Raw genomic sequence first — 19,398 nt, forward strand, 5'->3', positions numbered from 1 at the left:
TCGACCCGACCCCCGACATGCGGAGTACCCGATGGCATCGCCCAGCAAGGCCGACGAGGACGCGAAGACGATCGCGTCGCTGATCGACGATATCGACATCACGATGTTCACCACCGTCGCCCGCAGCGGTGCGCTGGTCAGCCGTCCGCTATCGACGCAGAAGGCGCAGTTCGACGGCGAGCGGATCTGGTTCTTCGTCGCTGCCGACAGTCCGAAGATCGACGAGATCGCGCGCAATCCCAACGTCAACCTGGCCTATGCCTCGCAGCGCCGCAACACCTATGTGTCGGTCTCGGGCCAGGCGCGGATCAGCGACGATCGCGCCAAGGTGGTGGCGTTCTGGAACGATGCGCTCAAGGCGTATTTTCCGGGCGGTATCGACGATCCGAATCTCGCCCTGGTCGAGGTCGAAGCCCACACCGCCGAGTACTGGGACGCGCCCGGCACGCTGATCGGCAAGGCGATCGCGTTCGCCACCGCGCGGGTGACCAAGCGCAAGGACGCGATGGGCGAGAACCGCATCGTCGACCTGCGCGGCGAGCGCAAGACTTCGCGTCCGCCGCCGTCGCGCAAGGCGCGCGGCAATCAGGCCCGGACGACATCGAAGGCGTCGTCCACGAAGCGGGCAGCCGCCAGCGAGTCCGCGACGCACACGAGCACGGCGAAAAAGGCGGCGCCGCAGCAAGCCACGACCAAGCAGGCCGCCAGGACGGCGAACGCAGCCAAGACGAGTGCGAAGAAGACGGCCGCCGTCAGGACCACCGGCCGGACGGCCGCGACCAAGGCGCCGGCCAGGAAGACGGCCGGCACGTCCAAGCGTCCGATGCGCTGAACCGGCTTCGGCGCGGGGGCTGCAGCGCGGCCGCAGCAGCGGCACACTGCACGCCCCCAACCCCGATCCGTCCGCCCATGTCCCTGCCCGAGACCGAGTTCGATCCCGACGACAATTTCGCGTTCCTCGCCGATGGCCGCACCGATGCCGAGGACGACCCGGAGGCCGACCTCGAGGCGATCGCCTGGCAGTGGCTGCTGCTGATCAATCCGGGCGACGAGGAGGCGGCGCGCCAGCAATTCCTTGCCTGGCAGGACGCGCTGCCGACCGACCCGGACGCCGATGCAGTGCGCGAGGCGCTGGGAGCGGTCACTGACTGGCGGGCCAGCTTTCGGATTGCCGAGGACGACCGTGTCGCGCTGATCGAGGCGCTGGTGGAACTGGCCGCGCGGTTCCGCGTGGAGATCGATTGGGACCTGGAAGACCCCACCGATGCCGACGCACTGGTCGATGTCCCGCCGTCGGCACTGCTTGGTGCCGCCTACGATCAACTGCGAGTGGCCGGCTATACGCTGTGGACCTGGGAGACCGGCGACGACACCTTCGCCGGGGCGATGGCCCTGCGCGACGACGACGATGGCGTGCGCACCCTCGGCCATGCACTGGGACTGGACCTGCGCCCCGGCGCCTGAACACGCGGCCCGCACCCTGTGCACACCACCGTCCCCGATTCGGTGCTAGCGTCTGCATCATCGCCAGCGCGTGGAGGGTGCGATGGACGAGATCGTCGGTGGACGTGCGCAGCGCTGGGCCGTGCCCACTGCGTTGCTCGCGCTGGCCTGTGGGTCGCCGGCCTGGGCCGGCGACGGTGCCGCAGCGGTCCAGGCCGATGCGGTCGCCACGGTGGCCATCGAGCCGCAACCGTGGGCGCAGCCGATCGGGGAGTCGTGGCCGATCCGGCGCGCCTCATCGCTGAAAGCCGAGTACCGGCGCATCCGCGCATTGCGGATCGAGCAGATGCAGCCCGAGTACGCGCGCCGTAGCGCGCAGGCTGGCCCGGATGCGGCGCAGGCCTGGCGTGACGCCACGCTGCGCGACATCGCCCGCCAGGATCTGCGCGACCTGCGCGCACGGCTGGATCGCTGACGCGGCCGCCTACGCTGCGATCAGCGTGGCGCTGCGGTGTCGTTGGGATCGGCGCCGTCGACCGCGGCCTGCGCATCGGTACGCGCCTGTGCATCCGGTGACAGGCCGGCGTCGCGTCGATTGCGGCCGGGCGCGAGAGCCAGTTCGACGAGGATCGGGAAATGGTCCGAGCCGATCGCCGGCAACCGGCGCATGCCCACCAGGGTGAAGTGCCGGCTGTGGAACAGATGGTCGAGCGGCCAGCGCAGGCCCGGCAGGCGTGCGTGGAAGGTGTTGTACATGCCGCGCCCGATACGGGGGTCGAGCAGACCGCTGACCTTGCGGAACAGGCGCGTGGTCCGCGACCACGCCACGTCGTTGAGGTCGCCGGCGACGATCACCGGGTGTTCGGCTTCACGTGCTGCGCGCCCGACCAGCACCAGTTCGGCGTCGCGGTCCTGCGAACTGTCGGCTTCGGTCGGGCTCGGCGGGCGCGGGTGCAGGGCATGCAACACGACCCGCTGGCCGTTATCGAGCTCGAGCGTGGCATGCATCGACGGGATGTCGTCCTCGACCAGATAGCGCACCTTGGCATCGTGCAGCGGCAGGCGCGTGTACAGATGCATGCCGTACAGGTTGTCGAGCGGGCAGCGCAGCGCATGCGGCAGCAGGTCCTCCAGGCCGTCGAGCGCGCGCTCCCAGTGCCGGTCGGTCTCCACCGCAATCAACACGTCGGGGCGGTGTTCGCGCACCAGCGCCACCAACGGCGCGGTGTCGCGGTTGTGCATCAGCACGTTGCTGGCGAGTAGACGGATGCGCGGGCGCGCATCGGCGGGCGCATCACTGACCTCCGGCCGCCGCAACCGGGTGTAGGGCACGATCCACCAGGCCTGCCAAAGCACGCAGCCGGCATTGACGACCACGATCGCGGTGGTCCACGCATCGTCGATCGGCTGCAACACCATCTGGGCCACCAGCACGGCGATCGAAAGCACCAGCAGTTGCAGACGCGGGAAATCGAGACCGCGGATCCACCACGCGCCGCTGCGGATGGTGGGCATCAGGGTGGCGATCGCCAGCACCATCGTGGCGGTCGCGAACACGGGAGTCAGCATGGACGGGCCGGCGGGAGGGAGGCCGGACTATCCGCGATGCCGGCCCGCGCCGATGTGAATGCGGCGCGGGCCGATGGCACTGGCAGGCATCGGCGCCCGGCAGACGGCCGTCAGCGCGTGCCCGCGTCGTCTTGCGTCGGCGTACCGGCACCGCGCTGCGTGCCGGACGCCGGCTCGCCATGGCTGTGGCCGGTGTCATGCTGGCGCGCCGCGGTCGACAGCGGACCTGCCGCGCCGGGGCCGGCTGCGGGCGGCACGTAGGTCGAGGCCCCGGTCGAGGAAGCACTGCCCGATGCATCGCGGCCCGAAGTGGCCGGGGCCGTGTCGCCCCCGGGCTGCCAGCGTCCTGCGTCGCGCACGCGAAGGCGATTCTCGACATCCTTCACACCCGCGCAGCCTTCGGCGATGTCCTCGATGCGGTGCTTGGTCCAGCGCTGCTCGACGTGACCTTCGAGCGTCACGATGCCGTCGTGCACCCGCACCGACACCTCGCGGGCATCGATTTCGTCGCTGTGGGTGAGCCGTTCGCAGATGTCCTCGGTGATCCGCGCATCGGAGCGGACGTAGCCTTTCGGGCCGACGCCACGCCAGCCGCGTCCCGGCGCTCGCCCGGCATCGCCGCGCGCTGTCGCCCGGCCGACACGGCCCTCGCGGTCGTAGGCGCCGAAATGCGCGAAATCGGGCGCGCCGCCCAGGTGGTCGACCTCGTTGAACCAGTGCGGGGCGCGATGCCCCCAGTCCGATAGGTGGTCGTCGCCGTCGCGCAGGTCGCCACCGCCACCCCCAGCACCGTAGGCGCGGCCGCTGCCGCCCCGCGCGTCGTCGGGATGCCGGTCGCGTGAAAACTGGGTGTAGGGCGCACCTGCGCCGTAGCCCTCGCCAGGGTGATCACGGGCGTCGTGGCCGCCGTGCGGACCCTGCTGGCGGCGCCAGGCGTGCTGCTGGGCTCCTGCCGGATCGCCGTAACCGGCGTCGCCGCTGGCTTCGCCGCGATAGGGCGCGTCGCGGTAGGCGCGGCGTCCACTGCCGGGGCCGGGGCCATGGCGACCTTCGTCGCCGTCTCGGGAAGCCATCTGGTCTCTCCTCTCGCTCAGCCAGCGCCTGCCGGCGTCGATGTAGCGCGCACCCGTGGCCAGCAGCTCTTCGCCGAAGGCCTTCATTTCCGAGGTGCCGGGGATGTCGTCTTTGCGGTCGTGCATCGCAGTCTCCTCGCCGACGGGCGGCGATGGCAGCGGCGCACCGGAAGCGGTGCCCGTGGAACGGCCGAAAGACACCCGTGTGCGGGATGCGCCGCCCACCTGGGCGGCCGGCCGTGCGGCATTTCCTTAAGATCAGGAGCGCCCGACGCCGCGGTGGCACGGGCGTCGGGGCGATGCCGTCACGCGACGGTGCGCGCGGGCGCGTTCGCGAGGCGTCAAATTCCCGCGGCAATTCCGTGGCGCGGCGGCGATCGGAACGCTCGTCCTCAACGGCCGAGTGCGGCCATACCGGCTTGCGGGTAGCGCGTGCCGGCGGCGGCATCGGGCGGGAAAATCGCATCGATGCGGGCCAGGTCGTCATCGGTCAGCCCGATGGCGAGCGCGGCGATGTTCTCGTCGAGAAAGCCCACGCGCTTGGTGCCTGGGATCGGCACAATGTCCTCGCCCTGGGCCAGCACCCAGGCCAGCGCGAGTTGGCCGGGCGTGACGCCGTAGTCCTGCGCGATCGCCTGCACCTGTTCGACCAGCACCAGATTGCGGTCGAAGTTCTCGCCCTGGAAGCGCGGCGAATGGCGGCGGTAGTCGTCGGCCTCGAAGTCCTCGGGGGTGCGGATCGTGCCGGTCAGAAAGCCCCGGCCCAGCGGGGAATAGGCGACGAGGCCCACGCCCAGTTCGCGGCAGGCGGCCAGCGTGCCGGTGGTCTCGGGGTCGCGCGACCACAGCGAGTACTCGCTCTGCAATGCGGTGATCGGATGCACCGCACAGGCGCGGCGCAAGGTCTGCGCAGACGCCTCCGACAGGCCGAGATGACGGACCTTGCCCTGCTCGACCAAGCGCGCCATCGCGCCGACGGTGTCCTCGATCGGCACCTGGGGATCGACACGGTGCTGGTAGTACAGGTCGATCGTCTCGATGCCCAGCCGCGACAGGCTCGCCTCGCAGGCGGCGATCACGTACTCCGGACGCCCGTCGACGCTGCGCGCCTGCGGGTCGTCGGGATTGAGCCGGATGCCGAACTTGGTTGCCACGAACGCGTCGTCGCGGCGGCCCTGCAACGCACGGCCGACCAGCGATTCGTTGGTGTGCGGGCCGTACATGTCGGCGGTGTCGAGCAGGGTGATGCCCTGATCGAGGGCACGGTGGATGACGCGGATGGCATCGGCGTCGCTTTCGCGTCCGCCGTAGAACGCGCTCATGCCCATGCAGCCCAGGCCGATGGCCGAAACGGCGGGGCCGCCGAGGCCGAGTTGACGGGTCTTCATGCTGTGGCTCCAGGGTCGGGGGAAAGGGGAGGCGAGGGGGCGGCCGCGGCGTCGCGTGCCGCCTCGGCTTCGCGGTCGGCGGCGGTCACGGTCTCGGCGCCGGGCGAGCGGGTATCGGCATGGTCGGGCGCCGGCTGCGCAGGCCGCGGCCGTTGCGCGCCGACCTCCTCGACGTCGTTGCGCAGTCGCGGCAGCGCTTCGGGATGATGGGCGGCCAAGAACGCCAGCATGCCTTCGCGTACCGCGCAGCGCAGATCGAACAGCTCGCCCGAGTTGCGCGCGCTCACCAGCAGGCGGACCTCGATCGTGTGCTTGTCGGTCTCGGTGACCTGAGTCACGCACACGCGGCGGTCCCAGCGCGGATCGGCCTCGCACAGCCGCTGCAGTTCCGCGCGGATCGCCGCGATCGGCGCGCGGTGGTCGAGCCACAGGAACGCGGTGCCGAGCAACTGCGCGCTGGTACGCGTCCAGTTCTGGAACGGATTGGAGATGAACCACTGCAGCGGCACCACCAGGCGACGCTCGTCCCAGATCCGCACGACCACGTAGGTCGAGGTGATCTCTTCGATGCGCCCCCATTCGCCTTCGACGATGACCACGTCGTCGAGCCGGATCGGCTGGGCCAGTGCGATCTGCAGGCCGGCGATCAGGTTGCCGAACACCGGCTGGGCGGCGATGCCTGCGACCAGGCCGATGATGCCGGCAGAGGCCAGCAGCGCGGCGCCGACCTGGCGCACCTGCGGAAACGTCATCAGCGCCAGCGCCACGCCGACCAGGATCACCGTGCCCTGCACGACGCGGCTGATCACGCGGGTCTGGGTCTGGATGCGTCGCGCTGCGAGGTTGTCCTCGATGTCGACCGGATGCTCGCGCAGGATGCGCGCTTCGATTGCGCCGACCACGCGGGCCAGCAGCCACGTCAGGCACAGCATGCCGCCGATCCCGAGCCCATGACGCAGCGACCGCACCAGGTCGGGGTCGAGCGGCGTGTAGTTCAGTGCGATCGCCAGGAACAGTAGCGGCAAGGCGATCGCGGCTGGGGTCGCGACCACCTGGGCGATGCGCGCGCGCAAGTAGTCCTGCGCATGGCGGCGCGCGGTGCGGCGCAGCGCGCGCAGCGCCCAGTGCACGATCAGGCCCAGCAGCAACGCCGCCGCCAGCGGCCAGGCCACGGCGGACAGGTAGTTCCAGTCCAGCGTCATCTCGCCTCCGCGTCGGAACATGAAGCGGCGATCCTGCCCGAGCGTGGGTCGATGGCATGTGGAGTGGGCGGCGCGTGCACGCTGCGCTTCAGCCGCGTTGTCGCATCCGGCGCAGCAGGGCAACGACCAGCCAGAGGCCGACCACGATGTACGGCACACAACTGGGCACCCACATCAACAGCCCGGCCAGTTGCTGGTCGCGCAGTGGATCGAGCCCCACCCGCAGCGCGCGATCGGTGTAGACCGGATACAGCAGCCGCGGTGCGAAGGTCAGCAGCGCGCCGAGGAAGCCCATCTGCATCATCACCGCCACCAAGGCGACGAGCCCGCCGACGGCGCCGGCATCGGGGGCGCGCAGCCGCCGCCACACCGCCGCCCAGAACCACACGCCCGCGACCAGGAAGCTGGCGTGCATAGCGCGGTGCAGGGCGGTATCGGCAAGGGCGGCCGCGGTCGCCCCCGGCAGATGCCACAGCCACATCGTCGCGCCGTGCATCACCGCCGCCGGCGCGAGCGCTGTGGCCAGCGACGACAGCGTCCGATGCAGACGGCGGTGCAGACGCGCGGCCCAGCGCCCCGGCAACGCGGCGGCGGCGATCGCGAACGGGCGGCCGGCCAGCAACAGCGGCGGCGCCAATGCGAGCAGGGTCATGTGCTGGGCCACGTGCGCCGAAAGCGCATAGGCGGCGAACGCGTCCAGCGGCCAGACCATCGCCGCCCCCAGCGCGAGCATGCCGGCTGCGAACGCGCCGACTTCGCCACGCGACACGCCGCGTCCGATGCCGGCGCGGTGCCACAGCCGCGTCAGCCCGCGTGCATACAACACGGCGAGTGCAAGCAGCGGGAGCAGCGTCCAAGGCGACAGCGTCCATGCGCTGGCGAGTGTGGGCGGCGGCCCCTCGGGCACGGTGGCGATCGCCGCCGTGGCGGCGCAGGCCGGAATGAGGACCCAACAGCGGCGGATGAAGCGCGACATCGCCGGCAAGCCTAGCAGCGGCCAGGTCGCGACGATGGGGGCCGTCGGTGCCTATCGATGCGGCGCGGACCGTCGCCCACGTCGGCTTGACCGACGACGCCCTAGTCTGCTTGGATCCCCGCCCCGGAGTCGCCGGTGTACTTCTGGCTCAAGGTGCTGCACATCCTCGCGATGACGGTCTGGTTTTCCGGGCTGTTCTTCCTGCCGCGATTGTTCGTGGCGCGGCATCGCCGCGAGATCGATGCCGATCCCGCGTTCTGGAATCCGGTCACCAATACGCTGTTCTTCCGCGTCATGACGCCGGCCGCGCTGGTGACCATCGTCGTCGGCGGTGTGTTGATCGCGTTCGGCCCCAGCGGCGCTTGGCTGGTGCTCAAGCTGGTCGTCGTTGCCGCGGCGGTGTTGCTGCATCTGTACTTCGGCCTGCTGCTCTACGAACTGGGCCAGGACCGCGACCACCATGGGCCGATGTTCTACCGCGCGATCGGCTGGGTACCGCTGGTGCTGCTGCTGTCGATCGCCGCGCTGACCGGCGCCAAGCCGCGCACGGTCGGCGATCTGCCGCCACCGCCGCAGGCGCCGGCCTCTTCCAATTGATCGCCGAATACAGGCGTCACGGCGGGCGGGCAATCTGTCCGCCGGTGCGCCCCGATGCAGGGCGCACCGGGGCCCGTCACGGGCTGGTGTCGACCTGCAGCAGGCGACCGATCTGGGTATGCGACGGCGAACTGGCCAGATCGAGCGGCATCACCAGCTTCGGATTGGGATGCGGGATCGCCCGGGCAGGCGTCTGGGGCGTCGCTTCTTCGAGCAAGGCGCCGGCATCGTCGACGCTGGTGGTGATCGGCAGGTCCGAAAGACCGAGCCGGTCGCGCACAGTGTTGGCTCGCTCGCGCAGCGCCGCGTCGGCCGGCGCGCCCTGCAGCGGCGGGGTCGCGGCCTGCGGATCGGTCTGCAGGTGTGCGCGGATCGCCGCCAGTGCCTGCTGGCGTTGCGGATGCAGCAACCCCCAGACCTCCTCGAGCAGCGCCTTGGCATCGATCTTGGGGAACGGCAGGTGCGTCGGCCCGGTCATCACGATGCGCGGTGCGAGCCGTCCGACCGGCTGTACATCGCATTCGGCCAGGGCACGATAGACGACCTCGCTGCAGATCATGTGGCTCGGGTTGTCGTGGATCAGGTGGTCGAGCGCTTCGCGCACGACGATGCGTGCCAGCCAGTTCTGCGGCCACTTGCCGCGGACCGCGACGACCACGCCGAGAAACGCCAGCGCATCGACCGGATAGGGAATGCCGAGCATCGACTCGGCCTTGGCCAGCACGCTGGCCCGGTCGGCGTCGTCGAGCGGACTGCCGTCGTGCGCGAGCGGACGGTAGGCGTCGAGCAGCACGATCTCGGCGGTGTCGACCAGCCGCTGCGCCAGCGGATACCGGCGCACGCCCGAGGCGGCGGCCTCGATCAGGTCGCCCTGGTCGGCGACGATCGCCGCATGGCTGTAGATGCTGTCGCCGCACCAGGCGATCAGCGTGGACAACTGGCCACTGCTGAGCATCAGCAGGATGTCGCCTGGCAGCAGGTCCTGTTCAGTGGCGGGGGGCGGTGTCGGGGCGGCGTTCGTCTGGGTCATGCGCGGGCGTCCGTGTAGGCGGCAGGAAGGGCAACGGGGGCTGGGGCGGACGTGACGCGATCGCGGCCGCCGCTCTTGCTGGCATACAGCGCGGCGTCGGCACGCGCGAGCAGCGCCGCCATCGACTCGCCGGCCGCGAACTGCGCCACGCCGATACTCAGCGACAGCGGCAGGGTCTGCTCCCCGGCCGAGAGCGGATGGGTGCGGACGGCCGTGCAGATCGCCTGCGCCGTCGCCTCGGCCTGCACCAGGTCGGCGCCGGGCAGGACGGCCAGCAGTTCGTCGCCGCCGTAGCGACCGAGCGCGTCGCGCTCGCGCAGGCGGTTGCGGGCCCGGGCGGCGACGATGCGCAGGCATTCGTCGCCCAACGCATGGCCATGGCGATCGTTGATGGCCTTGAAGCGGTCGAGGTCGATGAACGCGACCGACAGCGGCGTCGCGCGCGCGTCCGCCAGTGCGATCTCCTGGGCCAGGCGCTGCTCGATCGCGCTGCGACTTGCCATGCCGGTCAGCCCGTCGACCATCGCCAGCTGGCTGGCGCGGTCGCGATCTCGGCGCAGCTCGACCATCGCATCGGCCAAGCCCAGTGTCAGCAGCAGGCCGGACGTCGCCAGGCCCAGGTCCATGCCGCTGCCCACCCACGCCGGCGCATTCCAGGCGCCCATCAGTTCGAGCGTGCGCAGGATGCAGAACCCCAGCAGTGGCAACCAGGCGATCGACAGGATCCGCGCCTCGCGCTGGCCGCGCCAGGCCTGGACCCAGGCGATCAGCAGCAGGATCACCGACGACACCATCAGCCCGAGATTGCCCAGGAGGGACAGCAGCCGGCTGTCGAACAGCGCGTGCCCGCACGCGATCGCCGCCATCGCGCCGGCGCACACGCGCAGCACGATCGCGATCCTGGGCAGATGGCGGTCCACGTCGAGATAGCGCGCCTGGAACAGGATCGCGAACAGGCCGCCGAGCGAGGCCAGGACCCGCTGCGGCTGCAGCGAGCGGCCGAACGCCGCGTCCAGCAGTGGGATGTCGCGGGCTTCGCCGCCCAGGACCAGCAGGTAGATCAGCACGCAGGTCAGGTTGGCGGCGAAGTACAGGTGCGCACGTTCGCGCAGGCGCAACCAGAAGGCCGCCGCCAGCAACAGCAGCACCGTCGTCGCGCCCAGGCTGAAGGCCCGCCGGTAGGCATAACGCAGATCATCGCGCTGCACTTGGGCCAGCGGCGCGATGTCGACCGGCATCGGGATCGAGCCTTTGGCGATCACCCGCAGCCAGACCGCATCGCCCGCGCGCAGGCCGTCGGGCAGGTCGATCACCAGCGCGCGCGGCGAATAGCGGTCGTCGGCATACGCACCGTAGACCCCGTACCGCGAGGGCGCGGTCGCGCCTGGCGGCCAGGCCTCGATCTCGTTGAGGAATGGCGTGGACAGCAGCAGCTTGGGCGCCTCGTCGGCAGGGAAGTCGATCCGGCTGGTCAGCTTCCACCAGACGCCGCCGCGCTCGCGCTCGAACAGCACGTCCGGCCGGTTGGGCCGCAGCGCATCGGCCGTGTCCACAGGCGGCGCATCAATGTCGGCCGTCGTCTCCAGACGCTGCAGCGTCCATGCCTGCGCGCATGCGGCGGTCGCGCACGCCCACAGCAGGACCGCCGCTGCCCAACGAGCCACCATCCCCATGCGCCTGTGCCGCGTGCTCCCCGTGAGTCGGGAGAATATCGCAGGCTCCGCGCTCGCGCAGGGCCTTCAGGGGGGCGTGCGCGTCGATCCGCATTCAGTCTGTTGCGGCAGGGCTGCACGATCGGCGTGCCGGCGCCACGACGATCGGTCGTCGTCACGCCGTCGGTGGTTTCTTCTCCATATCGCGGCCTTTCGGCGTCTCCGGCTCCTCATCGCCATACACGCCGACGCCATGGCGGAAGCTCAGCGTGCCGCCGAGCCAGCCGGCGACGGCCACCAGCAGCGCCATCACTGCCGACGACAGCAGGCCCCAGGGCCAGACCGCGGCCACCGGGTCGGGCAGGCGCAGCCACACGCCAAGCGCCGCCATCGCCAGCACCATCACCGCGACGATGAAATGGTTCCAGGCCGAGACGTGTCGGCGCACCACACGGATCGACATCATGTCCATCGTGCCGACGATCCCGGCGAGCACGCCAAATCCCAGCCCGCCGACGTTGAGCCAGAACGCCAGCTCCGCCCAGAACGGCGTGCGCAGCCACAGATACAGGCCGTCGGCGACGACGACCATCGACAGGAATGCGATCGGGAACGTCACCAGCATCGGGTGGATCGGGTGCTTGGCGATCGCCAGCACGCTTTCGACCGTGTGGCTCTGGGTCCGTGGGACGGGCTGTTTCAGGTCCTTGCGCATCGGGTCCTCGTTGGGCGCGTCAGGCGCAGGTGGGCAGCAGCGCGACCGGCAGCGCGGTGAACCCCACCCCGATCGCGGCGACCAGCGCGACGAGCGCGGTCAGCAGAGGCAGGAAGTGCCGTCGGTCGCCGGCGGGGCGGGTCGGCGCGGCCATGCGTCGCGCGCGCCAGGCCGCACGGCCGGACCACGCGATGCCCAGCAGCGCGAGCAGCGTCAGCCCCCACAGCGCCCAGGTCATGGCCTCGAGTCCGGCGACGGGCGTGCGGCCCAGTCCGCGTGCGCAGGCCAAGCCCTGCAGGCTGTAGACGACGACGAAATGCAGTGCCCAGACCGCCAGCGGCGCGGCCATGCGGGTCAGGCCCAGGCGACCGTCGGGCCGGTTCATAGCCACCTCGGGAACAGATGCAGCACGCCCCAGACGACCACGCCCTGGCCGACCGCATACCGCCAGAAGCCGGCGGCCACGCGCGACTCCAGGCTGCGCACGGCGTCGACATGGCCGCGATGGATGCGCAGCGCGACGAAGCCGCCGATCAGCATCGCCACGACCACGTGCACCGCGTGGAAGCCGGTCAGCGTCCAGACCACCGACGCATAGGCGTGGACCTGCGGCGCGCCGGTCGACTGCCAGATCGCCGGCAGATGCAGCGCAAGAAACCCGGCGCCGGCGACGAGCGCGGCCGCGTGCCAGGCGATCGCGCTGCCGCGGTGTCCGGCGCGCAGCGCGCGCGGCGCGGCCCATGCCGACAGCAACGGCACCGCCAATGCCGCCAGCGCGGCGAGCGTCGGCGTCCAGGCCGCGAGCTGCGCCCCGCCAGCCGGCCACGCCGGAGCGTTGAGCCACAGATAGAAGTACGCAAAGACCAGCGAGGCGAACAGCGAGCCATCGATCAGCAGCGTCGCCACCAGCGCCCACCAGCCCGGCGCGTTGCGCGCCGCGGCCTGGGTCGGCAGCGTCAGCCCCGGCGCGACCTCGATCGACGTCGGCGCATGGCGGTCGCCGGTGGTCCAGGCCCAGACCAGAAACAGCCCGATCAGCGGCATCAGCATCAGCACCGACAGCCAGTATTGCGAGGTGATGAAGCCGGTCAGCACCGCCCCGATGGACAGCGCTGCGAGCAGCGGCAGCCAGGTCGAGGTCGAGACCCGGATCACCTGCTCGGGGCGTGCCGACTGGATGCCTGTGCCCAGGAGCTCGCGTCGCCCGTCGTGCGCCTCGCCGAGCAGGCCGTCGGTGCGCGCGATCTCATCGGCGATCGCCGGACGGTGCCATAGCGGGTAGCGATCGCCGACCTCGGGTACCGAGGCAACGTTGTACGCCGGCACCGGCCGCGGCAGCGCCCATTCCAGCGTGCCGGCCTGCCAGGGGTTGGCCTCGGCGCGGCGCCCCAGCACGAAGCACAGCGCGACGTCGATCAGGATCGCGATCACGCCGACCGCGAGGACGAAACCGGCCGCGGTGGAGACCAGGTTGAGCCAGTGCACGCCCAGCTCCATCGCATAGCTGTCGACGCGCCGCGGCAGCCCGACCAGACCGGTCAGGTGCATCGGCAGGAACGTCAGGTTCATGCCGATGAACACCAGCCAGAAGCCGCTGCGGCTCAGCGATTCGGAGGGCATGCGTCCGCTCGCCAGCGGCAGCCAGTAGTAGAGCCCGGCGAACATCGGGAACATCAGCCCGCCGATCAGCACATAGTGCAGATGCGCGACGACGAAATGGGTGTCGTGCGCCTGCCAGTCGAACGGCACGAAGGCCAGCATCACCCCGGTCAGCCCGCCGCAGACGAACACCACGAAGAAGCCGACGATGTGCAGCATCGGCACGCGCAGCCATGGCTTGCCCGACCACAGCGTGGCGATCCACGCGAACACCTGGATGCCGGTCGGGATGGCCACCATCATGCTCGCCGCACTGAAGAACGCCAGCGCCAGCAATGGGATGCCGACCGCGAACATGTGGTGCACCCACAGTCCGAAGCTCAGAAAGCCCGTCGCCACCAGCGCCAGCACGATCCAGGTGTAGCCCACGATCGGGCGGCGGGCGAACGTCGGCACCACCATCGACACCACGCCGGCGGCCGGTAGGAAGATGATGTAGACCTCCGGATGGCCGAACAGCCAGAACAGGTGCTGCCACAGCAGCGGATCGCCGCCGCGCGCGACCTCGAAGAACGCGAAGTCGAACGCGCGCTGGATCTCCAGCAGCAGGCTGGCCAGGATCAGTGGCGGAAAGCCGAACGCGATCATGAAGGCGGTCACCAGCACCGCCCAGGCGAACACCGGCATGCGCGTGAGATCCATGCCCGGCGCGCGCGTGATCAGGATCGCCACGATCAGCTCCACCGCCGCGGTGACCGCCGCGATCTCGGCGAACGTCACGCCGATCAACCAGAAATCCGCGCCCTTGCCCGGCGAGTAGGTCGCATCGGTCAGCGGCGTGTACATGAACCAGCCGCCGTCGGGCACGCTGCCGAACAGGAAGCTCGAGTACAGGAACAAGCCGCCGAACAGATAGCACCACCAGCCGAACGCCGAGAGCCGCGGGAACGGGAGGTCGCGCGAGCCGAGCATCTTCGGGATCAGGTACATCGCGAAGCCTTCCATGATCGGCACCGCGAACAGGAACATCATCGTCGTGCCGTGCATGGTCACGAACTGCGCATAGCGCGCCGGGTCGAGCACCTGCAGGCCCGGCCAGGCCAACTGCAGCCGGATGAACATCGACAGCATCCCGCCGATCAGCAGGAACGCAAAGCCGGTGACGATGAAGCGCATCGCGATCGTCGAATGGTTGACCGCGGTCAGCTGGCCGACCAGGCCGCGTCCGTTCGACCACACACGCTCGAGCAGCGCCAGGCGCTCTGCGTGGCGCAGGTGGTCGCCGGGCGAGGGCAGCACCGGATCGGGCCCCAGGCCGCCGCTCACAGCACGTTCTCCGAGGCGCGGTGACGTGGCGGCGCGCGCCCGGCCGGGGCCTGCGCCGACGGGGGCTCGTCGGCCCGCGCCGGCGGCTGGGCCGCCAGCCACGCGGGCATCGCCGCGGCCTCCATCACCCGCACCGGAAACAGCATGCGTGCGTGCTCCAGGCCGCAGAACTCCGCGCACTGGCCGCGCATCGGCACCGCGGCGTCGGCGCGCAAGCGCAAGACGTTGACGCGGCCGGGGATCGCATCGATCTTGCCGCCGAGCCGAGGTACCCAGAAGCTGTGGATCACGTCATCGCTGGTGATGCGGAACTCGACCATCCGGCCCAGCGGCATCGCCAGCGCGTCGACACTCTCGCCCAGCACCGCGTCGTCGGCATCGCGATAGCGGAAATGCCATTGCCATTGCCGCGCGGTGACCTCGACGACCATGTCCGGTTCCACGCCGACCCCGGTCACCCGCGCGCTGGTCAGGCTGCCGTAGACCAGCAGCGCGGTCAGCACCAGCGTCGGCAGCACCAGGCCGCCCCACACGACCAGGCGTTCGGGCTGCCGTAGCGCCTGGCCGGCCTCGCGGCGGCGCAGCGCACGCCACAACAGCACGAGCACGAGCGCCCAGACCAAGGTGAACGCGCCGGCCATCAGCCACCAGCCGAAGGCGATCTGCGCCGCGGCCGGGCCGGCGGGGTCGAGCGCCGATTGCGGACCGGCGCAGCCGGCCAGCGCAAGGCCGCTCAGTGCGACGCCGGCGGCGATGCGGGCGCGAAGGCGCCGTGGTTGTCGGTTCCGATGCTCGATGATGCCGCCCCTGGGAGATACGCGCCGCGGTCGTGTCGATCGACAGACCCGCGCTGCACGCTATCGATCGCAGCGGCCACGCGATGTGAATGCGCTTCTGCGGTGGCCGGGATGTCGGAAGGCGCCGGGCTGCGCGGCGTCGAAGACGCCGCATCGATCTGCGTTCAGCGCGGTGACGATGCCGTCTCACGGATTGAGACATGGACCTGTCACGGTCCGCCGGTGAACCTGACCGACAAGCTCGCTGTGCTCGCCGACGCCGCCAAGTACGACGCCTCCTGTGCGTCGAGCGGCGCGAACCGGCGCGACTCGTCGAAGACCGGCGGCATCGGCAGCACCGAGGGTATGGGCATCTGCCATTCGTACACGCCCGACGGCCGCTGCGTGTCGCTGCTCAAGATCCTGCTGACGAACTTCTGCGTGTTCGACTGCGCCTACTGCGTCAACCGGGTATCGAGCAACGTGCGCCGCGCACGCTTCACGACTCAGGAGGTCGTGGACCTGACCCTGGATTTCTACAAGCGCAACTACATCGAAGGGCTGTTCCTGTCGAGCGGCATCATCCGCAATGGCGACTACACGATGGAGCAACTGGTCGAGGTCGCGCGCAGTCTGCGGCAGGATCATCGCTTTGCCGGCTACATCCACCTCAAGACCATTCCCGACGCCGCGCCCGAACTGCTCGCCGCAGCCGGCCGCTACGCCGACCGGCTCAGCATCAACATCGAGCTACCGACCGAGGCCGGCATGTCGGCACTGGCGCCGGAGAAAACCCATGCCGGCATCCACGGCGCGATGGGCGAACTCAAGTGGCGCATCGATGAGGACAAGGAGGCGCGCCGCGCCAAGTGCCAGGCCGCAGGCGTGCGCCGCGCCAAGGCGCCGCGGTTCGCGCCTGCCGGACAGAGCACGCAGATGATCGTCGGCGCCGACGGTGCCAACGATCGGCGCATCCTCGAATCGAGCAGCCGCATGTACGGCACCTATCGCATGCGCCGCGTCTACTACTCGGCCTTCAGCCCGATTCCCGACGCCTCCAAGACGCTGCCGCTGCAGGCGCCGCCGCTGCTGCGCGAACACCGGCTCTACCAGGCCGACTGGCTGCTGCGCTTCTATGGCTTCGATGTCGACGAGATCGCGCCCGAACCTGCCGCCGAGGGCGCGCCGGCTGAAGACGGCACCGAAGCGGGCATGCTCGATCTCGACGTCGATCCCAAGCTCGCCTGGGCCCTGCGTAACCCGACGCGCTTCCCGGTCGACGTCAACCGCGCGCCGCGCGAGATGCTGCTGCGCGTGCCGGGGCTGGGCGCGCGCAACGTCGAGCGGATCATCGCCGCGCGCCCGCACGGCGCCTTGCGCCTGGACGACCTGGCGCGGCTGCGCGTGCCGTTGAAGAAAGTCATGCCGTTCGTGATCGTGCCTGGCCACCATCCCCGCCAGCGCCTCGACGATCCCGTCCGTCTGCGCAGCGAACTTGCCCCGCAACCGCGCCAGGCGAGCCTGTTCTGAGGGCCTGCGATCCAATGGACCTTCTGCGCCACGCAGGCCCTCGCGTTCCAATGGGCGCTTCAGAGCGTGCAAGACGCCACGTACAGGGGAGGGTTGGGTGGGGGCGCTCGGACCGATCGCAGCGTGTCGTGGGCGTGCCCCCGTCCCGGCCTTCCCCCGCCAGCGGGGGAAGGCGACAAGCGCATCGCGGCGGCGAACGCGCCTGTGCCGCCCTCCCCCGTGTACGGGGGAGGGTTGGGTGGGGGCGCTCGGACCGATCGCAGTGTGTCGTGGGTGTGCCGCCATCCCGGCCTTCCCCCGCCAGCGGTGGAAGGCAACAAGCGCATCGCTGCGTACGGGCGAGAACGCGATGACGACGACGTTGTTGTCCAGCCACACACGCGTGACCGCGACGGTCGATCCGCCCTGGGACGCCAGTGCCTGGCGAAGCGCAGCGCGTGCCGCGCTGCGCGCCGGTCTGCCGCCCGAGCAGCTCGACTGGAACGGGGGTGCGCAGGGATCGTTGCTGGGCGGCCTCGACCTCGCCGCGCTGCCGCCGCAACACAGCGCGCCGCGGGTGCCGTCCGAGTTCCTGAGTCTCGCCGATGCCGTGCTCTGCCATCGCGCCGATGACCGCCACGGCCTGCTCTATCGCATGCTCTGGCGCATCGCGCAGGGCGAGCGCGCGTTGCTGCTGCGCGCGGCCGACCCCGACGTGCACCGCGCACGCACGATGGCCCAGGCCGTGCGCCGTGATACCCACAAGATGAAGGCCTTCGTGCGCTTCCGCGCCGTCCCTGGCGCCGACGAGGAATACGTCGCCTGGTTCGAGCCCGACCACTGGATCGTCGATCGGGTCGCGCCGTTCTTCGCGCGCCGCTTCGCCGGCATGCGCTGGGCGATCGTGACGCCATACCGCAGCGCGCTGTGGGACGGCCGCACGTTGGCGTTCGCGCCGGGCGGCACGCGCGCCGATGCGCCGGCCGAGGACGCGCGCGAAGACCTGTGGCGGACCTACTACGCCAACATCTTCAATCCGGCCCGGCTCAACACCACGATGATGCGCGCCGAGATGCCGCAGAAGTACTGGAAGCACCTGCCCGAGACCGCATTGCTGCCGGGGCTGGTGCGCGAGGCGGGCGTGCGCGTGCGTGAGATGGCCGAGCGCGAACATCAGGCGCCGCGTCGGCGCATCCCGGCCGTGCCCGCGTCGCCCGCCCCCACGCCCGATGGCGTGGACGCGCTGCGCGAGGCCGCGCGCGACTGCCGGCGGTGTCCGTTGTGGCAACCGGCGACGCAGGTGGTGTTCGGCGAAGGGCCGAGCGATGCCCGCACGATGATCGTCGGCGAGCAGCCGGGCGACGAAGAGGATCTGTCGGGCCGGCCGTTCGTCGGGCCCGCGGGGCGGGTGTTTTCGCGCGCGCTCGATGAGCTGGGCATCGACCGCGGCTCGCTCTACCTGACCAATGCAGTCAAGCATTTCCGGTTCGAGCCGCGCGGCAAGCGGCGGCTGCATCGGCGTCCTGATGTCGCCCACATCGAGGCCTGCAACGGTTGGCTGCGCGCCGAGATCGCGCAGGTGCGGCCCGAGCGTATCGTCTGCCTGGGCGCGACGGCCGCGCGCGCGGTGTTCGGGCCGGGCGTGCGGCTGACCGAGGAGCGCGGGCTGTGGCGCACACGCGAGGACGGCGTGCGCGCCTTCGCCACCGTGCATCCGTCGTGGGTGCTGCGCCAGGGCGATCCTGTCGCGCAGGCCCAGGCCTATGCCGGATTCGTCGACGACCTGCGCCTGCTGACGGCGGCCTGATCTGGGCGCAGGCGCGTGCGGGCGGTCGCCTCAGCGGCCCTGGGCGTGCTCGCCGCGCAGCGTCATGACCTTGCTGGCCATGCGCGCGACGACCTTGCCGTCCTCGCGTTGGATGTCGCAGTGGTCGTGCGCGATCGTTCGGCCGCGATGTTCGGCCCAGGCATGTGCGCGCAGCCGCGCGCTGCGGCCTATGCCTGGCTTGCGGACCCGGCACCGGTCGCGCTGGCGACGTTGGCGCCCGAACGCACGTTCCACATCGCCAGCCTGTCCAAGAGCCTGGCCGGCGGTCTGCGCTTCGGCTACGTCGTCGTGCCGCAAGCCTGCGCGGTCCGGGTCAAGGCCGTGATCCGGGCCAGCCACTGGAGCCTGCCGAGTCTGGTGACCGCGATGGCGACGCGCTGGATTGCCGACGGCACGGTCGCGCAGCAGGAGATCGCCTTGCGCCACGATGCGCACCGACGCCAGGCGATCGCGGCCGATGCGCTCGCCGGCCTCGACGTGCGCGCGCATCCTGCATCGCCGTTCCTGTGGCTGCGCCTGCCCGAGGACCTGCGCATGGATGGCGCCACCGAGGCGCTGGCCGAGCGCGGCATCGCCGTCTCCAAGGCCGAGGCGTACGCGACCGGCCGTCATGCACCGCACGCGCTACGGCTGGCACTGGGGTCGGTGCCGGTGGACGCACTCGAGCCGGTGCTGCGGCGTTTGCGCGACACGCTCTTGCTCTGATCTCTCAACC

The 19,398-nt window shown here is 70.7% G+C and carries 17 protein-coding genes and 1 pseudogene; 7 read left to right on the forward strand and 11 right to left on the reverse strand.

The features are described 5' to 3' along the window. Positions 1-31: 31 nt before the first annotated feature. The 3 genes and pseudogenes from ABE505_RS00200 to ABE505_RS00210 form a co-directional block, all read left to right on the forward strand. A pseudogene (locus ABE505_RS00200) lies at positions 32-535 on the forward strand (pyridoxamine 5'-phosphate oxidase family protein); the annotation flags it as partial. A 374-nt stretch (positions 536-909) separates the two neighbouring features. After that, positions 910-1,464, forward strand: coding sequence for a hypothetical protein (locus ABE505_RS00205; RefSeq protein WP_346444767.1), 555 nt, complete (start codon positions 910-912; stop codon positions 1,462-1,464). 82 nt (positions 1,465-1,546) lie between these two features. Next, positions 1,547-1,918, forward strand: a complete 372-nt coding sequence (locus tag ABE505_RS00210) for a hypothetical protein (protein WP_346444766.1) — start codon at positions 1,547-1,549, stop codon at positions 1,916-1,918. Positions 1,919-1,938: 20 nt separating this feature from the next. Here ABE505_RS00210 and ABE505_RS00215 read toward each other — a convergent pair whose 3' ends face one another. The 5 genes from ABE505_RS00215 to ABE505_RS00235 all read right to left on the reverse strand — a co-directional run bounded on the left by ABE505_RS00215 (position 1,939) and on the right by ABE505_RS00235 (position 7,651). Then, positions 1,939-3,012 (reverse strand): endonuclease/exonuclease/phosphatase family protein, encoded by a 1,074-nt coding sequence (locus ABE505_RS00215; protein WP_346444765.1) that lies wholly within the window; start codon positions 3,010-3,012, stop codon positions 1,939-1,941. A 110-nt stretch (positions 3,013-3,122) separates the two neighbouring features. Further along, positions 3,123-4,211 (reverse strand): BON domain-containing protein, encoded by a 1,089-nt coding sequence (locus ABE505_RS00220; RefSeq protein WP_346444764.1) that lies wholly within the window; start codon positions 4,209-4,211, stop codon positions 3,123-3,125. A 266-nt stretch (positions 4,212-4,477) separates the two neighbouring features. After that, positions 4,478-5,473: an aldo/keto reductase gene (locus tag ABE505_RS00225; protein ID WP_346444763.1), complete on the reverse strand. Its 996-nt coding sequence runs from the start codon at positions 5,471-5,473 to the stop codon at positions 4,478-4,480. Next, positions 5,470-6,675: a mechanosensitive ion channel domain-containing protein gene (locus ABE505_RS00230; RefSeq protein ID WP_346444837.1), complete on the reverse strand. Its 1,206-nt coding sequence runs from the start codon at positions 6,673-6,675 to the stop codon at positions 5,470-5,472. Before ABE505_RS00230 ends, ABE505_RS00225 begins: the two co-directional genes overlap by 4 nt. Positions 6,676-6,763: 88 nt before the next feature. Continuing rightward, positions 6,764-7,651, reverse strand: coding sequence for a cytochrome c oxidase assembly protein (locus ABE505_RS00235; protein WP_346444762.1), 888 nt, complete (start codon positions 7,649-7,651; stop codon positions 6,764-6,766). A gap of 135 nt (positions 7,652-7,786) precedes the next feature. Between ABE505_RS00235 and ABE505_RS00240 the strand changes: the two genes are divergently transcribed. Further along, positions 7,787-8,248, forward strand: a complete 462-nt coding sequence (locus ABE505_RS00240; RefSeq protein ID WP_346444761.1) for a CopD family protein — start codon at positions 7,787-7,789, stop codon at positions 8,246-8,248. Between the two features lie 76 nt (positions 8,249-8,324). On the opposite strand, the gene ABE505_RS00245 is transcribed toward ABE505_RS00240, so the two are convergent. The 6 genes from ABE505_RS00245 to ABE505_RS00270 form a co-directional block, all read right to left on the reverse strand. Further along, on the reverse strand, positions 8,325-9,278 hold the full coding sequence (locus ABE505_RS00245) for a hypothetical protein (protein WP_346444759.1): 954 nt from the start codon (positions 9,276-9,278) through the stop codon (positions 8,325-8,327). Next, positions 9,275-10,945, reverse strand: coding sequence for a diguanylate cyclase (locus tag ABE505_RS00250; protein ID WP_346444758.1), 1,671 nt, complete (start codon positions 10,943-10,945; stop codon positions 9,275-9,277). Before ABE505_RS00250 ends, ABE505_RS00245 begins: the two co-directional genes overlap by 4 nt. 160 nt (positions 10,946-11,105) lie before the next feature. Continuing rightward, complete coding sequence (locus ABE505_RS00255) at positions 11,106-11,645, reverse strand: DUF2231 domain-containing protein (protein WP_346444757.1); 540 nt, start codon at positions 11,643-11,645, stop codon at positions 11,106-11,108. Between the two features lie 19 nt (positions 11,646-11,664). Next, on the reverse strand, positions 11,665-12,030 hold the full coding sequence (locus tag ABE505_RS00260) for a hypothetical protein (protein ID WP_346444755.1): 366 nt from the start codon (positions 12,028-12,030) through the stop codon (positions 11,665-11,667). After that, positions 12,027-14,570: a cytochrome c oxidase subunit I gene (gene ctaD, locus ABE505_RS00265; protein WP_346444753.1), complete on the reverse strand. Its 2,544-nt coding sequence runs from the start codon at positions 14,568-14,570 to the stop codon at positions 12,027-12,029. The genes ABE505_RS00260 and ctaD overlap by 4 nt, the downstream gene beginning before the upstream one ends. Next, positions 14,567-15,211, reverse strand: a complete 645-nt coding sequence (locus ABE505_RS00270) for a cytochrome C oxidase subunit II (protein WP_346444751.1) — start codon at positions 15,209-15,211, stop codon at positions 14,567-14,569. Before ABE505_RS00270 ends, ctaD begins: the two co-directional genes overlap by 4 nt. A gap of 378 nt (positions 15,212-15,589) precedes the next feature. On the opposite strand from ABE505_RS00270, the gene ABE505_RS00275 reads away from it, so the two are divergent. From ABE505_RS00275 to ABE505_RS00285, 3 genes are all read left to right on the forward strand, one after another. Beyond that, positions 15,590-16,876 carry a putative DNA modification/repair radical SAM protein gene (locus ABE505_RS00275; RefSeq protein WP_346444750.1) on the forward strand — a complete coding sequence of 429 codons (1,287 nt, stop codon included), beginning with the start codon at positions 15,590-15,592 and terminating at the stop codon, positions 16,874-16,876. A gap of 349 nt (positions 16,877-17,225) precedes the next feature. Further along, a complete protein-coding gene (locus ABE505_RS00280; protein WP_346444749.1) occupies positions 17,226-18,662 on the forward strand; it encodes a UdgX family uracil-DNA binding protein in 1,437 nt (478 codons plus the stop codon). A 15-nt stretch (positions 18,663-18,677) separates the two neighbouring features. Beyond that, entirely contained in the window at positions 18,678-19,388 is a 711-nt protein-coding gene (locus ABE505_RS00285) for an aminotransferase class I/II-fold pyridoxal phosphate-dependent enzyme (RefSeq protein WP_346444747.1), read from the forward strand. Positions 19,389-19,398 lie beyond the last annotated feature (10 nt).

The sequence above is a fragment of the Luteimonas sp. TWI382 genome, from assembly GCF_039674545.1.
GTDB lineage: Bacteria > Pseudomonadota > Gammaproteobacteria > Xanthomonadales > Xanthomonadaceae > Luteimonas.

Bases quoted from the DNA above. Each gene is read 5' to 3' on its own strand.
- ABE505_RS00205 (WP_346444767.1), top strand. From the start codon at position 910: ATGTCCCTGCCCGAGACCGAGTTCGATCCCGACGACAATTTCGCGTTC.
- ABE505_RS00210 (WP_346444766.1), top strand. From the start codon at position 1,547: ATGGACGAGATCGTCGGTGGACGTGCGCAGCGCTGGGCCGTGCCCACT.
- ABE505_RS00215 (WP_346444765.1), bottom strand. From the start codon at position 3,012: ATGCTGACTCCCGTGTTCGCGACCGCCACGATGGTGCTGGCGATCGCC.
- ABE505_RS00220 (WP_346444764.1), bottom strand. From the start codon at position 4,211: ATGCACGACCGCAAAGACGACATCCCCGGCACCTCGGAAATGAAGGCC.
- ABE505_RS00225 (WP_346444763.1), bottom strand. From the start codon at position 5,473: ATGAAGACCCGTCAACTCGGCCTCGGCGGCCCCGCCGTTTCGGCCATC.
- ABE505_RS00230 (WP_346444837.1), bottom strand. From the start codon at position 6,675: ATGACGCTGGACTGGAACTACCTGTCCGCCGTGGCCTGGCCGCTGGCG.
- ABE505_RS00235 (WP_346444762.1), bottom strand. From the start codon at position 7,651: ATGTCGCGCTTCATCCGCCGCTGTTGGGTCCTCATTCCGGCCTGCGCC.
- ABE505_RS00245 (WP_346444759.1), bottom strand. From the start codon at position 9,278: ATGACCCAGACGAACGCCGCCCCGACACCGCCCCCCGCCACTGAACAG.
- ABE505_RS00250 (WP_346444758.1), bottom strand. From the start codon at position 10,945: ATGGTGGCTCGTTGGGCAGCGGCGGTCCTGCTGTGGGCGTGCGCGACC.
- ABE505_RS00255 (WP_346444757.1), bottom strand. From the start codon at position 11,645: ATGCGCAAGGACCTGAAACAGCCCGTCCCACGGACCCAGAGCCACACG.
- ABE505_RS00260 (WP_346444755.1), bottom strand. From the start codon at position 12,030: ATGAACCGGCCCGACGGTCGCCTGGGCCTGACCCGCATGGCCGCGCCG.
- ABE505_RS00270 (WP_346444751.1), bottom strand. From the start codon at position 15,211: ATGGCCGGCGCGTTCACCTTGGTCTGGGCGCTCGTGCTCGTGCTGTTG.
- ABE505_RS00280 (WP_346444749.1), top strand. From the start codon at position 17,226: ATGACGACGACGTTGTTGTCCAGCCACACACGCGTGACCGCGACGGTC.